This window comes from Kitasatospora sp. SC0581 (genome assembly GCF_048159585.1).
Taxonomy (GTDB): Bacteria; Actinomycetota; Actinomycetes; order Streptomycetales; family Streptomycetaceae; genus Kitasatospora.
Map to the genome: position 1 here is coordinate 1 of NZ_JBLRWA010000042.1, position 13,869 is coordinate 13,869.

General features: G+C 73.0%; 8 protein-coding genes and 1 pseudogene. All 9 read left to right on the forward strand.

Annotation, left to right across the window (positions count from 1 at the left end):
- The first annotated feature begins 489 nt into the window (after positions 1 to 489).
- The 9 genes and pseudogenes from ACLWS4_RS35000 to ACLWS4_RS35040 all read left to right on the forward strand — a co-directional run bounded on the left by ACLWS4_RS35000 (position 490) and on the right by ACLWS4_RS35040 (position 13,821).
- Positions 490 to 2,439, forward strand: a complete 1,950-nt coding sequence (locus ACLWS4_RS35000) for an FtsX-like permease family protein (RefSeq protein ID WP_416876247.1) — start codon at positions 490 to 492, stop codon at positions 2,437 to 2,439.
- Complete coding sequence (locus tag ACLWS4_RS35005; RefSeq protein WP_049659081.1) at positions 2,436 to 3,710, forward strand: MFS transporter; 1,275 nt, start codon at positions 2,436 to 2,438, stop codon at positions 3,708 to 3,710. The genes ACLWS4_RS35000 and ACLWS4_RS35005 overlap by 4 nt, the downstream gene beginning before the upstream one ends.
- A complete protein-coding gene (locus tag ACLWS4_RS35010; protein ID WP_416876248.1) occupies positions 3,703 to 5,796 on the forward strand; it encodes a prolyl oligopeptidase family serine peptidase in 2,094 nt (697 codons plus the stop codon). Before ACLWS4_RS35005 ends, ACLWS4_RS35010 begins: the two co-directional genes overlap by 8 nt.
- Positions 5,797 to 5,831: 35 nt before the next feature.
- Positions 5,832 to 6,659, forward strand: a complete 828-nt coding sequence (locus ACLWS4_RS35015) for an ABC transporter ATP-binding protein (RefSeq protein WP_079271858.1) — start codon at positions 5,832 to 5,834, stop codon at positions 6,657 to 6,659.
- 40 nt (positions 6,660 to 6,699) lie between these two features.
- Positions 6,700 to 6,858, forward strand: a pseudogene (locus tag ACLWS4_RS35020) (DUF255 domain-containing protein); the annotation flags it as partial.
- Positions 6,859 to 7,362: 504 nt separating this feature from the next.
- A complete protein-coding gene (locus tag ACLWS4_RS35025; RefSeq protein ID WP_416876249.1) occupies positions 7,363 to 8,625 on the forward strand; it encodes a DUF3696 domain-containing protein in 1,263 nt (420 codons plus the stop codon).
- Positions 8,615 to 9,640: a hypothetical protein gene (locus ACLWS4_RS35030; protein ID WP_416876250.1), complete on the forward strand. Its 1,026-nt coding sequence runs from the start codon at positions 8,615 to 8,617 to the stop codon at positions 9,638 to 9,640. The genes ACLWS4_RS35025 and ACLWS4_RS35030 overlap by 11 nt, the downstream gene beginning before the upstream one ends.
- A gap of 38 nt (positions 9,641 to 9,678) precedes the next feature.
- Positions 9,679 to 11,316, forward strand: a complete 1,638-nt coding sequence (locus ACLWS4_RS35035; RefSeq protein ID WP_416876251.1) for a DUF262 domain-containing protein — start codon at positions 9,679 to 9,681, stop codon at positions 11,314 to 11,316.
- A gap of 465 nt (positions 11,317 to 11,781) precedes the next feature.
- Positions 11,782 to 13,821 carry a thioredoxin domain-containing protein gene (locus ACLWS4_RS35040; RefSeq protein WP_416876252.1) on the forward strand — a complete coding sequence of 680 codons (2,040 nt, stop codon included), beginning with the start codon at positions 11,782 to 11,784 and terminating at the stop codon, positions 13,819 to 13,821.
- The last annotated feature ends 48 nt before the right edge of the window (positions 13,822 to 13,869 follow it).

Consider the following 13,869-nt stretch of genomic DNA (forward strand, 5'->3'; position numbering starts at 1 on the left):
AGGTGATTGTGATGGCCGACATTCTGGCGCTTCAGGAGCTCGACGAGGAGATCGTCGTCGACGCCCCGTTCAGCTCGCTCAGCTACTGGAGCTGCTGATCCCGGCAGCCCGGTGCCGTGTACCGGCGAGGCGGTGAGGAGGAGGTGATTGTGATGGCCGACATCCTGGCGCTTCAGGAGCTCGACGAGGAGATCGTCGTCGACGCCCCGTTCAGCTCGTACAGCGCGTTCAACTGCTGACCCCTGTGGCCCGGTGCCGCGTTCCGGCGAGGCGGTGAGGAGGAGGTGATTGTGATGGCCGACATTCTGGCGCTTCAGGAGCTCGACGAGGAGATCGTCGTCGACGCCCCGTTCAGCTCGTACAGCGTGTTCAGCTGCTGACCCCCTGGGTCCGGCAGTACCGGGTGACAGAGAGGGGAAGGCCGCGGCACATGCGGCCTTCCCCGGCTCTGCATTCTGTTTACCGTTTTGGGGTGAGTTAACCGTGGCCGTGGCATCAGAACCGACTACCCGTCCGAGCGGACCGCTCGGCGCGCTGCGACTGTGCGTCGCCGAGGTACGGGCGTACCCGGGGCGGGTCATAGGTGTCGCGGTCGCCTGCGCGCTCACCGCCACCGGCGTGGGCGCCTGCCTGCTGCTGCTCGCGGCGGTCAGCGGCCCGTCCTACCCGGAGGGTTCGTCCGCCGCGGCGGCGGCCAAGGACGCGCAGAACCTGCTGGGCCTGCTGCTGACGATGCTGCTGATGTCGGCGGTGCTGGTGACGGGGTCGACGGTCGCGCTCTGGACCAACCAGCGGCTCGGGCAGTTCGCCGTGCTGCGCGCCCTCGGGGTGACGGCCGGCCGGCTGCGGGCCCTGGTCGTCGCGGACGTCGCGCTGGTCGCGCTGGCCCCCTCCGCCGTCGCCGCGGTGGCCGGGACGGTCCCGGTGGCCGGGTTCGGCCGGCGCCTGCTGATCGAGCGCGAGCTGTTCCCCGCCGCGGTCGACCTGCCCTCCGCCGGGCAGACCTGGGCGATCGCGGTCGGCGCCTGCCTCGGCACCTGCGCGGTCGCGGTGCTGGCCGCGCTGGCCAGCGTGCTGGCGGCCGGCCGGGTCCAGCCGATCGACCTCCTCAAGGACCAGTCGCTGGCCCTGGCCCCGCCCCGCCGCAACGTCGGCCGACTGGTGGCGGGCATCGCCATGGTCCTGATGCTCTGCGGGCCGCTCGTGGCCCTGATGGTCGTGATGGACCTGCCGCCGGTGCTCCAGGGCGCGCTGGTGATGGGCCTGGCCACGGCCGTCATCCCCACGCTCGCGGTGCTCGCGCCCTGGTTCGTGCCGCTGCTCGTCGGCCCCTGCTGCGCGGTGCTGCTGCTGCTCGACCGCAAGGCCGGCCGGATCGCCGCCGCGGGGCTGCGGGCCGCGCCCGCCCGGACGGCCGCGATCGCGGTGCCCGTCCTGCTGGCCGTCGGCACCGTGGTCTGCCTGCTCGGTTCGGGAGCCACCATCGGGGCCGCCGTGCAGCAGCAGACCGAGCAGGCACTGCGGGCCGACGCGGTGGTGACGGCCGAGCCGGGCCGCCAGCTGCCCGCCCGGCCCGCCGGCCTGCCCGGCGGGACGGCCGTCGCGCCGATCGCGACCAAGGTGACCGCGCCGCCCAGCTTCTACGACGACAAGCCCAAGCCCACCCGCGCCTGGGGCGTCGACGGGGCGGCCCTGCGGAGCGCCCTGGACCTCGGCGAACAGCAGGGCCGGCTGGACGAGTTGGCTCCCGGCACGTTCGCCGCGGGCAGCACCGAGGCCACCGCGCGCCACTGGAAGCTCGGCCAGGACGTCACCTTCACGCTCGCCGACGGACAGCAGGCGCAGCTGCGGCTCGTCGCCGTCTACCAGCGGGACCTGGCCTTCCCCTCGTACGTCCTCCCCGTCGACCTCGCCCTCGAGCACACCCCGGCCCCGTACGCCGACCGGGTGCTGCTCCGCGGTGACCCGGGCGCCTGGGAGCTCCGGCCCGGCCAGCGGCTCGCCACGCGGGCCGACTACCTGGCCCACCTGCGGCCGCGCAACGTGCAGGACGACATGGCCTCCCGGCTGATCGTCGCCGTGGTGGGCGGGTACGCGCTGCTCGCCCTCGCCAACACCTGCGCCATCGCCCAGCGGGACCGCCGTTCCCAGCGCGCCCACCTGCGGGCCCTCGGCCTCGGCCGCGGGCAGCTGCTGCGCTGCGTGGTGTACGAGGTGCTGGCCTCGGCGCTGGTCGGGACGGTCCTGGCGGTGGCGACGGCCGGGATCTGCCTGGTGCCGCTGGCCCGGGCCGTCGGGCAGGGGGTGCTGCCCGCCCTGGACGTGCCGTGGACGGTCGGCGTCCTGGTCGGGGTGCTGGTCGCCACCGCCGTCCCGGCGGCGCTGGCGGCCCGTCCGCTGCGCGGCATCCGGCGACAGTTCGCGACGGGGTCGGCGTGAGCGCGGCGGCCGCCGGAGGGCTGGGGCGGTCGTTCTGGCTGCTCTACGGCGGCGAGTCCGCCTCGGCCCTGGGCACCGCCGCCTCGGTGATCGCCCTCCCGGTGGTCGCGCTGCGGGCCGGCGGTGACATCCGGCAGGCCGGACTGGCCGGTACGGCGCTCTCCGTCGGGGTGCTGCTGGCCCGGCTGCCGGCCGGCGTCCTCGCCGACCGCCGCGAGCGGCGGACGGTGCTGCTGACCGGCAACGCGGCCGGCGCACTCGTCCTGGCCGCGCTGGCCCTGTCGGCCTCCGGCGGCATGCCGCCGCTGTGGGCGGTGCTGGTCGCCGCCCTGCTGCTCGGCGCGGTGGGCAGCACCCTGGCACCCGTCGAGAACGTGGTGGTGCGGTGCTTCGTGCGGCCCGAGCACCTTCCCCGCGCGGTCGGCCTGCTGCAGAGCAGGACGGCCGTCGCGGCGATGGCCGGCCCGGTGGCCGGCGGTGCGCTGCTGGCCGTCCACCCGTCCTGGGTGTTCGCCGTCGACGCCGGCAGCTACCTGGCGGCCGTCTGCTGCGTGGCACTGCTGCCGAAGGGCAGGCGGGAGCGCCCCGGGGACGAGCCGGCCGCGCCCGGCGTCCGGGCCGCGCTGGCCGAAGGCGTCCGGTTCATCTGGCGGGTGCCCTTCCTGCGCTACGCGGTGGTCAACGCGGCCGTGCTCAACCTGGTGTTCAACGGGCTGCTGATCGTGGTGGTGGCCTCGGGCGGGGGCGCCGTGCACATCGGGGTGCTGACCGCGGCCCTGGGCACCGGCGGGCTGGCCGGATCGCTGCTCGCACCGGCGCTGGCCCGGCGGCTGCCGCCCGCCCGGGGCATCGCCCTCGGCACGGCCGTGGTCGCGCTCGCCCTGCCCGGCTTCACCCTGGCCCAGGGGCACTGGACGGCGGTCCTTCCGCTGGCCCTCGCCGCGGCTGCCGGGCCGGTGGTCACCGTGCTGATCGCGGTCACCCAGATGGAGGTGACCCCGCCGGGTCTGCAGGGCCGGGTGCACAGCGGCATCGGCTTCCTCGCCCAACTGGTCGCGCCCGCCGGGCCGACCCTCGCGGGCCTGTGCGCCCACGCGTTCGGACTGACCGGCACGGTGGCCGGCGCGGCCGTGGTCGTGGTGGTCCTCGCCGCAGTCGGGCTGGCCGCCACCGCGGGCCGGACCGGTGGTGGGCCCGCCGCCGGTCCGACCGGGGCCGGGGGTGCCCCGGAACGACGGAACGACAACCCCGCGGAGGCCGTCCATGGCTGACCTCGCCCACCGGGCCGCGCCCCCCGGGCCGGCGGCGCCGAACCCCGCGCCGGCGGACCCGCACCTCACGCCGGCGGACCCGTACCGCTGGCTGGAGGAGGCGGATACCCCGCGCACCCGGGCCTGGCTCGCCGAGCAGCGGCGCCTGCTGGCCGCCCGCCCGCAGCGCTCCGACGAGCCCGCCTGGGCCGCCCTGCTCGACCGGGTGGAACGGGAGGCGCCCGACCGGACGCCCACCCCGCCCGCCGAGGCCGGCGGCCTGCTCTTCCGCCACGAACGCGGCCCGGACGGCGACGTCCTGACCGTCCGGCACCCCGACGGCACCCGTCGGACGCCCACCGAGGGCGTCATCGGCCCCGGCGACCGGATCGCCGGCTGGCAGCCCGAGCCGCACGGCCGGTTCATCGCCGTCCAACTGCACCGGGACGGAGCCGAGAACGGCGGACTGCACCTGCTCCCCACCCGCCCGGGCGACCGGCCCCACCACCTGCCCGACGCGGCCCCGTACGCCACCCTCGCCTTCACCGGCGAGGCGCTGGTGTACACCGCCGGCACCCGCACCGAGCACACCCTGGCGGCCCGCCACCCGGACGGCGGCCCGGCCCGCCGGCTCGCCCTGCCGGTGCCCGGCCCGGTCCGGCTCACCCTCCACGGCGGTCCCGGCGGGAACCTGCTGCTGCGCACCCGCCCGCAGCCGTCCGGCCCGGTGCGCTGGTGGGCCACCCGGTGGACCGGCCGGGCGGTGCCCGACTGGCAGCCGCTCGACCTCGACGGGCGGCGGGTCACCGCCCTGGACCTGAACGAGACGGTCTGCTTCCTCGCCGCCGACGAGCTGCTCGCGCTGGACCTGGACGAGCTGGCCCGGGGCGCCACCCGCGGGCCCGCCGTGGTCGCGCCGCTCGCCGTCGGTGAACCGCCCGCCGCCGGTGAAGCACAGGCGGGCCCGGTCACCGCCCTGCGGGTGCTCGGCCCCGGCCGGAGGCCCGGCCTGGCGCTGCTCCGCCGGCTGGGGACCACCCACCGGCTCGACCTGCACCAGCCGGGCGGGGCGCCGGGCGAGGCACCTGGCGGCGGAGCCACCGCACTGCACTGGCCCGCCCGGCTGCGCCTCGGCGCCACCCCGTACGACCGGCACGGGCGGGTCGGCGGGTCGGTCTGGCTGCTCGCCGACGACCCCCGGTACGGCACCTGGACCAGGAGCCTGGACGGCTCCGGCCCGGTCGAACCCCCCGAGCGCCGCGCCGCGCTGCGCACCCTCACCGCCGTCGGCCGGGACGGCGCGCCCGTCCCGGTGACGGTCTGCGACCCCGGGCCGCGGGACCGCGGCCGCCCCGCGCCCACCCTGCTCACCGTCTACGGGGGCTTCGGCCTCCCGCTGGAACCCTCCTGGGACCCGGCCATGGAGGCCTGGCTGCGGGCCGGCGGCCGGATCGCCTGGGTGCACGCGCGCGGCGGCGGCGAGCTCGGCCCCGCCTGGGCGGCCGCCGGCCGGGGCCCCGGCAAGAGCGCCACCGTGGACGACTTCCGGGCCGCCGCCGCGATGCTGGTCGAACACGGCGAGGCCCCGGCCGGCGGGCTGGGCGCACTGGCCGCCAGCAACGGGGCGCTGGTGGTCGCCGCCGCGCTCACCCGGGAGCCCGGTCTGCTGTCCGCCGCGGTGTGCGTGGCCCCGCTCACCGACCTGGCCCGCTACCAGGTCGGCGGCCTCGGCCGGCTCTGGGCGGAGGAGTACGGCGATCCGGCCGACCCGCGGGCGCTGCGGGCGCTGCTCGACTACTCCCCGTACCACCGGGTGGTGCCAGGGACGGCCTACCCGGCGGTGCTGCTCGCCACCGGGGCGAACGACGCGCGGGTGCCGCCCTGGCACGCCTGGAAGCTCTGCGCGGCGCTCGGACAGGCCTCCACCGGGGCGGCGCCGGTCCTGCTCGACCACCACGACAGCGGCGGCCACCAGGGCCGTCCGGCCGCGGCCGGACGGGAGCTCGCGGTCCGCTCCCTCGCCCTGCTGGCCGCCGGCACCGGCCTGCTGCCACCCGCCGACCTGCCCGCCGGTCCGCCCGGCCCCCGGCCCAGACCGCAGTCCTGACCTCAGCCCGTGTCCAACCGAGGAGAGCACCACCGATGACCGAGCCCCAGTCCCTCGCGGGAGGCCCGTCCCGTCCCGGAGGCCCCCGGGCCGCCGCGAACCACGCCCCGGCCGCCGCGTCGGCCGTCGACCTGACCAAGGTGCACGGGTCGGGCGACGCCCGGGTGGTGGCACTGGAGCGGGTCTCGGTGTCCTTCCGGGAGGGGGAGTTCGCGGCGATCATGGGCCCGTCCGGCTCCGGCAAGTCCACCCTGCTCCAGTGCCTCGCCGGACTGGAGTCCTGCACCTCGGGCGCCGCCCGGATCGGCGACACGGACCTCACCCGGCTGAGCGACGGCCAGCTGACCAGGCTCCGCCGCGACCACGTGGGCTTCGTCTTCCAGGCCTTCCACCTGATCCCCACCCTGACGGTGTCGGAGAACATCGCCCTGCCGCTGACGCTGGCCGGCCGCACCCCCGACCGGCAGTGGCTGGACACCCTGGTCGAGGCGGCCGGCCTCGGCGCCCGGCTCGGCCACCGCCCGGCCCAGCTCTCCGGCGGCCAGCAGCAGCGCGTCGCCTGCGTCCGGGCGCTGGCCGGCCGGCCCCGGATCGTCTTCGCCGACGAACCGACCGGCAACCTGGACTCCCGCTCCGCCGCCGAGATCCTCGCGCTGCTGCGCCGGTGCGTCCGGGAACTCGGCCAGACCGTCGTGATGGTCACCCACGACCCGGTGGCGGCCTCGTACGCCGACCGCGTCGTCTTCCTCGCCGACGGCCGCATCGTCGACGAACTCCTCGGCCCGACCCCCGACCAGGTGCTCGGGCGGATGCGCACCTTCGACGCCAACCTCGGCATCAGCTACTGGTCCGGACCGGCCTGACCTGCCGCACGCCGACCCCCGGATGCGCGAGGATGGGGGCATGCCGAACCGTCTCGCGGACGCGACCTCGCCGTACCTGCTCCAGCACGCCGACAACCCCGTGGACTGGTGGCCCTGGGGAGCGGAGGCTTTCGAGGAAGCAGGGCGGCGCAATGTGCCCGTTCTGCTGTCGGTCGGTTACGCCGCATGTCACTGGTGCCAGTGACCTCGTCAACCGAGTAGTCCGCAGCTCTCGCGTCCGTCTGAGACGCGGGGCGACATACTCAGGAGGTGGCGGCCACCCGGAGGTGGACATGCTGAGCCCAAGCGGACCGCAAGTTGACGGATGTGGCAAGGCAATTCGACGCAAGCCGCATCAAGGGGGCGGAGCTGTTGCTGGCTGCAGGTGATGACGACCGTGCCCTTACCGGGAGGTCCAAGGGTCGGGCCCGGCCGCGGTCCCGGGAAAGCTGATCGGCCCGCTGCCCTTCCTGGCGCTCAGGCCCACAGCTGCGCGCAGCACCTCTGCCGCCCAGGGGTTGTTGTGTGGAGGCTCACGGTCTCGCCGGATAGCTGGACTCCGAGGCGGACCTCGGGTAACTCCGCAGCGGGAAGAGCGAAACTCGGGTGCCGAGCTTCCACCGTCTGAGAGTATTGCCGCAGCTACGCCGACGCGCCGCTGGGGCGGTGTGCGCCGGACATGGTGTGAGCGAACGGAGCCCAGGTGTCATTGGAGAGGTTCTCGCTGGAGAACTATCGCTGCTTCAGAGAGAAGCAGGAGGTGGAGCTCGGCAAGATCACCATCGTCCTCGGCCGGAACAACTCCGGCAAGAGCGCCGTCGTACGAGCGCTCCCGCTCCTCTCCATCGGTATCCGCGGCGACTCCCCGTGCCCGCTGGACCTGGACCTGATCCAGGGCTTCACACCTTCGTTCGCCGATCTGATCCACGGCTCATCACCCCATGGGCACATCCGCCTGGGCGCATCGATCGGGTGCGAGGACGGCGAGGCCGTCAGCGCCACCGCCGAGGTCCAGAACATCGCCAACCAGGGCATGCAGCTGGTCTCCTCGCTGCAGATCTCCTCTGGGGAGGAAGTCGCGAACCTCTCCTGGATCCCCGGCGCCGACGCCTACTCTCCCGAGAAGCGCGCGTATCTCGTCGACGGCCATGAGGGCAAAGTCGGATTCCGCGGGCTGCTGCCCGATCCGGCCGACTGGACGGACTCCGTCGGCGGTGTCAGCGGAGTCACCGCGCTCATTCGGGAAGGCCTGGACGAGATCCGGTATCTGGGTCCGTTCCGGAAGAGCCCGGAGCGGTTCTTCCGGTCTCCGGCCAGAACCCTGGGCAGCGTCGGCTATCGGGGCGAGAAGGCCCTCGGCATGCTCGCCGCGGACGAGATGTACGGGCGCGGTCTGATCGGCCGTGAGGTGAACACCCTGCTGGAAAGCATCCTGCCCGGGTGGCGCCTCGAAGTCACCGACGTCGGCTCCGGGATGTACATCCCCAAGCTGCGTTCCCTGCGCGACCCCGATCTCGTCGTCCACATCGATGACGTCGGCACCGGTGTGGTCCAGTTCCTGCCGATAGTGATCCAGCGTGCCGCGGACCGCGTGGAACCGCCCGCCGGACCTGTGATCGAGATCGTGGAGGAGCCCGAACTCCATCTCCACCCGTCCGCGCACGCCGCGATCGCCGATCTCTATGTCGACGCCGTGCAGGAGTCGCAGGTGCGCTTCCTGGTGGAGACGCACAGCGAGAACTTCCTCCTCCGGCTGCGCCGGCGGGTCGCGGAGCGAAAGCTGGCGCCGGAGGACGTGAAGATCTACTTCGTCGAGCAGATCGAGGGCGCCGCCACCCTGCGAAAGATCGAAGTGGATGCCCTCGGCAACCTCGACTACTGGCCGCGGGGGGTCTTCGCGGAGGACTTCGAGGAGGTGCGCGCCCTCGCGGACGCGCAGGCGAATCGGATCGACGATGCGCGTTGAGATTCCGATCGACCTGCTGACGGACCGCCAGGGCGACCAGAACGCCGAGCTCATATTGAAGCTGATCGCGTTCTTCAGGGAGGCGCGGCACGAGTGGATCATCTCCCCGCGTGATGTGGACGCCGTCCATGCGTTCCTGGAGCGTCACGTCCCGGTCCTGTCGCCGATCTACCTGCTGCTCGCACAGAAGGCGAGCATGGCGCAGGCCTGGGCGCCGCACGGGGGGACCACGGGCGTGCTCAGGGTGGCTGGCGAGACGCTGGCGGCGGACATCCGCGACCTGGAGCGGCCGGCCGTACTGGTCGTGGAGAACGCGGTCTACGACTGGCAGATGATCGAGGCGCTCGCGCGCCTGCTGGGCTGCCAGGACGTCATCGACGCCAAGGAGGGCAGCCGCCTCGGCCTGTACAACGGAGGCGGCAAGGACGGCGCGACCCGGCATGCGGTCGACCAGGCCGCGCAGTTCTCCAGGACCAAGCGTGTGGTCCTCGTCATCGACAGCGACAGCTTCCACCCCACGGACCGGACCGGGAATCACGAGAAGGCCGAAGCCGCGGCCCGCGAAGGCGTGAGTTCGCACGTCCTCAGCTTCCGGGAGATGGAGAACTACATTCCCAACCGGGTCCTGGCCCGCCAGCCGAAGAAGACCGTCGGAATGGCCTCCATGGCCAAGCGCCTGGAGTCCCTCAAGACCTTCTCGCCCGAGCAGCGCGCCCACTTCGACATGAAGCACGGATTCAAGGGGAAGCCGCAGAGGGGCGCCGACCAGAAGGGGCGGCACTCCGGGAAGGCGGGGACGACCTACGTCATCCCCCCGCGCCACGGCGATCTGTACGACGAAGTGGCGGAGCAGGATCTCATCACCCTCCAGGAGGGATTCGGAACGGACTTGCCGGATCTGTTCCTGAAAGAGGTGCTGAGCGGCGGCATATCGGAACGGGACCTGGACGGTCTGGGCCCCGGAGCGAAACAGGAATTGCGATCGATGTTCGAAAAGATTCGGGGCGTGATCTGATCATGGGAGATGTTGAGGTGGCCAAGGATATCTCGGTGGTGCCGGAGGTCTATTTCCTGGAGCGGGTCCTGGAGCTGATTGCACAGGGTGAGCTGCGGGTGCCGAAGTTCCAGCGCCCGTTCCTGTGGCGCCCCGAGCAGATGCTGCAGCTCTTCGACAGCATGGAGCGCGGCTATCCCATGGGAAGCCTGCTCATCTGGGAAACCACCATGAAACTCGAAAGCCTCGACACCATCGGTGGGCGCAGCATCCCGCCGGCACCGGAGGGCGCGAAAGTCGCCTACGTGCTGGACGGTCATCAGCGGCTCTCGACGCTCTTCGGCGTCCTCCACCGCTCGGCCGACGCCCCGCGGTCCACGCGGCAGGAGGACTGGATGTGGTGGGTCTACCGCCCGCTCGTCCGGTCGGAGCATGACAGCGCGCGCTACCGCCACTGGAAGAGCGGCGAGGAGGTGCCCAGCAATTTCCTGCCCATGCGGTCCGTGCTGGGGACCCTGGACTTCCTCGAGTACGCACGGACGCTGTCCGATGTCTCCCCGTCCCGCGAGGAGGCCGACAGCCTCACCAAGGAGAGCGAGCGCATCGCGAAGCGGGTGAAGAACTACAAGGTCTCCGTGGTGCGCATGGAGGGCGGCACTCTCCAGCAGGCCATCGAGGTCTTCTCCAGGATCAACAGCAGCGGCCAGAAGATGCGTCCCGACCAGATGGTCTCCGCGCTGACCTACGGGACCATCGGCTCCGAGACGCTCAGCGACAAGATGGAGGAGATCAAGGCGCGGATCGCGGCTTCGGGCTTCGGCGAGATTCCGATCATGACGATCTTCCAGACCGTCCTCGCGCTGTCCGGCGAGGAGGACGTGCAGCGGGACACGTCCTGGGAGACGATGGCCCGCAAGGTCCAGGGCAAGCTCATGACCGCGGTGGAGGACACCGACCGGATCCTCCAGCAGGTGGTCGAGTTCCTGCGGGACGAGGTCAAGGTTCCGCTGGCCCGCCTGGTTCCGTACAACATCCAGATCATGCTGCTCGCCGTCTTCTTCCACTTCTCCGACAAGGTCGAAGCGGAGCAGCGGGTCAAGCTCCGGCACTGGTTCTGGACCACGTCGCTGGCCGGCACCTTCGCCGGGTCCACCACTACCCAGGTCCGGAACTTCATCACGGAGATGAAGGCCTTCGCCCGGGGCAACGGTGGGCTCAGCTACTCCGGCGAGCGGGCCCGGTCCTTCCCCGAGCGCTTCGACCTGCGCAGCGCGCGCGTGCGCGCCTACCTCCTCTGGGACCTGCAGACGTTCCCGGAGCGGAAGAACCTCGACGGCAGCACCGCCAACGTGCTGGAGCAACTGGCGACGGCGCACAGCGAGACCTATCGACACGTCATCACCCAGAGCGGGGTCCCGGGGGCGTCCAGCCCGGCCAACCGCATCGTCATGACGACGCCGCCGGGTGTGTCGATCCGGCAGGCGCTCATCAGGCTCGCGGAGGAGGGCAGGACCGACATCTTGGACTCCCACGGAGTCAGTCTCGCGTCCATCGAACACCTCAAGGCCGACGACTTCACCGACTTCATCCTTGCGCGCCAGCACGAGTTGGCCGCGCGGGAGCGGCAGTTCATCGAGAGCCTGGGCATCAAGTCGGCGGACAAGGAGGTCGGGGAGGCCGACATCGACACCGAGTGAGGGGGCAGCGGGTCCAGGCTTGTGCAGCCTCGAAGGCGCAACGCGGCTTTCCCGCCCTGGACTCGACGATCAGTGGCACAACACGATCCCGTGTGTTCGCGTCACTCTGCCATCGTGTCGGTGCCCCGGGGGACGTGGCAGGAAGCGAGGACAACTGGGAAACCACTCACCTCCTCCTCGGTGTCCAGGGCTGGTTTGCTGATTTCGGCGCGGCGCTCGTCCTGTCTTTCTGGAGCGCTGCTGCCGGGCTGCCGCGGCCGTGCGGCGAGACGAACGCCTGGCTCTGACGCCGGAGATACATGATGTCGTCGCGCACCATGTCTCCGGCATCGTGGTGCACACCCATGCTGCCCCCCCTGGGCTGGAAATGACCTCATGCCGCGACGGCGGATGGGCGCACATCGACCAAGCGGACGGGCGTGCGGGTTCCACAGGCAAGACGGGGTGGTGTGAGAGTCTAGGCACATGAATCGGCTGGCTGGTGTGACCTCGCCTTATCTGCTTCAGCACGCTGACAATCCGGTTGACTGGTGGCCCTGGGGAGCGGAGGCTTTCGAGGAAGCAGGGCGGCGCAATGTGCCCGTCCTGCTGTCGGTCGGTTACGCCGCGTGTCACTGGTGTCATGTCATGGCTCACGAGAGCTTCGAGGACGCCGGGCTCGCCGAGTACCTCAACGAGCGGTTCGTCCCGGTCAAGGTGGACCGGGAGGAGCGGCCGGACGTCGACGCCGTGTACATGGAGGCGGTGCAGGCCGCGACCGGGCAGGGCGGGTGGCCGATGACGGTGTTCCTCACGCCCGACAAGGAGCCGTTCTACTTCGGCACCTACTTCCCGCCGCAGCCCCGGCACGGGATGCCGTCCTTCCGGCAGGTGCTGGAGGGTGTGGAGGCCGCCTGGCGGGACCGGCGGGAGGAGGTCGGCGAGGTCGCCGGACGGATCCGGGCCGACCTCGCCCAGCGGGCCGCCGTGTACTCGGCCGGTGCCCACAACCCGCCCGGCGAGGCGGACCTGCACCAGGCGCTGGTGGCCCTCAGCCGGGACTTCGACCAGAGCCGCGGCGGCTTCGGTGGCGCGCCGAAGTTCCCGCCGGCCATGGTGCTGGAGTTCCTGCTGCGCCACCACGCCCGGACCGGCTCGGAGGCGGCCCTGGAGATGGCCGTCCGCACCGGTGAGGCGATGGCCCGCGGCGGCATCCACGACCAGCTCGGCGGCGGCTTCGCCCGGTACGCGGTGGACGCCGGCTGGGTGGTGCCGCACTTCGAGAAGATGCTGTACGACAACGCCCTGCTGCTGCGCGCCTACCTGCACCTGTGGCGGGCCACCGGATCGGCCCTGGCCCGCCGGGTCGCGCTCTCCACGGCGGACTTCCTGCTGCGCGAACTCCGCACGCCCGAGGGCGCGTTCGCCTCCGCCCTGGACGCCGACAGCCTGGACGAGGAGACCGGGCAGTCCGCCGAGGGCGCGTACTACGTGTGGGAGCCCGGCCAGCTGGTCGACCTGCTCGGCCCCGCCGACGCGGCCACCGCCGCCCGGCTGTTCACCGTCACCGCCGAGGGCACCTTCGAACACGGCACCTCGGTGCTCCAACTCCTCGCCGACCCCGAGGACTTCGCCGAGTACGAGACGATCCGGGCGCGGCTGGCCGAGGCCCGGGCGGCCCGCCCCGCCCCGGCCCGGGACGACAAGGTGGTCGCCGCCTGGAACGGCCTGGCCGTCGCCGCGCTCGCCGAGACCGGCGCGCTGCTGGACCGCCCCGACCTGGTCGAGGCCGCCGAACGCGCCGCCGACCTGCTGCTGGCCGTCCACCTCACCCCCGACGGCCGGCTGCTGCGCACCTCCCGGGACGGCCGGGCCGGTGCCAACGCCGGCGTGCTGGAGGACTACGCGGACACCGCCGAGGGCTTCCTCGCGCTGTACGCCGTCACCGGCGATGCCTCCTGGCTCCAGCTGGCGGGCGGCCTGCTCGACACCGTGCTCAAGCACTTCACCGACGAGGCCTCCGGCGCGCTCTACGACACCGCCGACGACGCCGAGGAGCTGATCCGCCGCCCGCAGGACCCGACCGACAACGCCACCCCGTCCGGCTGGACGGCCGCCGCCGGCGCCCTGCTCACGTACGCCGCGTACACCGGCTCCGACCGGCACCGCACGGCCGCCGAACGGGCCCTCGGCGTGGTCGGCGCCCTCGCCGGCCGGGCGCCGCGGTTCATCGGCTGGGGCCTCGCCGTCGCCGAGGCGCTGCTCGACGGGCCGCGCGAGGTCGCCGTGGTCGGCCCGGACGGCGACCCGGCCACGGCGGCGCTGCGACGGGCCGCGCTGCTCGGGACGGCGCCGGGAGCGGTGGTCGCGGTCGGCGCGCCCGGGGAGCCCGAGGTGCCGCTGCTGGCCGACCGGCCGCTGGTCGGCGGCGCCCCCGCGGCGTACGTCTGCCGGCACTTCGCCTGCGACGCCCCGACCACCGATCCGGCGGAACTGGCCGGGAAGCTGGGCGTGGCGGTCGAGTAGCGGGCGCCCCGGCGGGGGCGGGCAAGCCGTCGACGGTGGGGCGGGCAG